Source organism: Actinomadura gamaensis (assembly GCF_042652125.1).
Taxonomy (GTDB): Bacteria; Actinomycetota; Actinomycetes; order Streptosporangiales; family Streptosporangiaceae; genus Spirillospora; species Spirillospora gamaensis.
The window spans coordinates 1-598 of sequence record NZ_JBHSIT010000042.1 but is presented as its reverse complement, the minus strand read 5'-3'; the positions used below and the strand labels follow the sequence as shown (position 1 = coordinate 598).

Genomic DNA, 598 nt, shown 5'->3' with positions numbered 1-598 from the left:
GGCGGGTGAGGCCGAACAGGGCACAGTTACGCCCGATTGCCGACCGGGTGAGCGTGCTGCGCGGGCTGTAGCCGGGCAGGGCTCCCAGGTCGCTCAGGGCGCAGGAGAGCTCCCTAAGCCCGTAGGAGGCCTCAGAGGCCCCCCAGAGGGGCAAGGAGCCCTGATGCCAGGGATTGCGCGTCAGACGCCCGGCGTAGCCCACATCGCCGCTGAGGACGTCACACAGACCCGTCTCGACCCGCGCCAGCAGGTTCATCGGCCCTCGACGGGCGGAGTTGGTCAGGCACACGGGCGTCGACAGGGCGTAGACGATGTGCCCGGAGCGGGTGAAGGGGTTCAGCGCGATGTAGGAGGGCTCGGGCAGGCCCTTGAGATCAGCGATCTGGTCGGCGTCGGAGCCGTCGTGATCGGTGACGATCAACGATCGGACTGCCAGAGGGTTGGCCTCGATGTGGGAGTGCTCCAGCGCACGAGCTCGGGAGTGGCGATACACGCTCGGTCGCGGGCTCTTCACGTCACCGGCAAGGGGAGCTCGAGGCAACCAGTGATCGGTCCACTCGTCGGCAAACGTCGCTGTGTTCATGTAGGCCACCCTGAC

The 598-nt window shown here is 67.6% G+C and carries 1 protein-coding gene; it reads right to left on the bottom strand.

What is annotated here, in order from left to right:
- On the bottom strand, positions 1-583 hold a 583-nt coding region (locus tag ACFPCY_RS43070; RefSeq protein ID WP_378265716.1), incomplete at its 3' end, for a replication initiation protein.
- Positions 584-598: the final 15 nt, after the last annotated feature.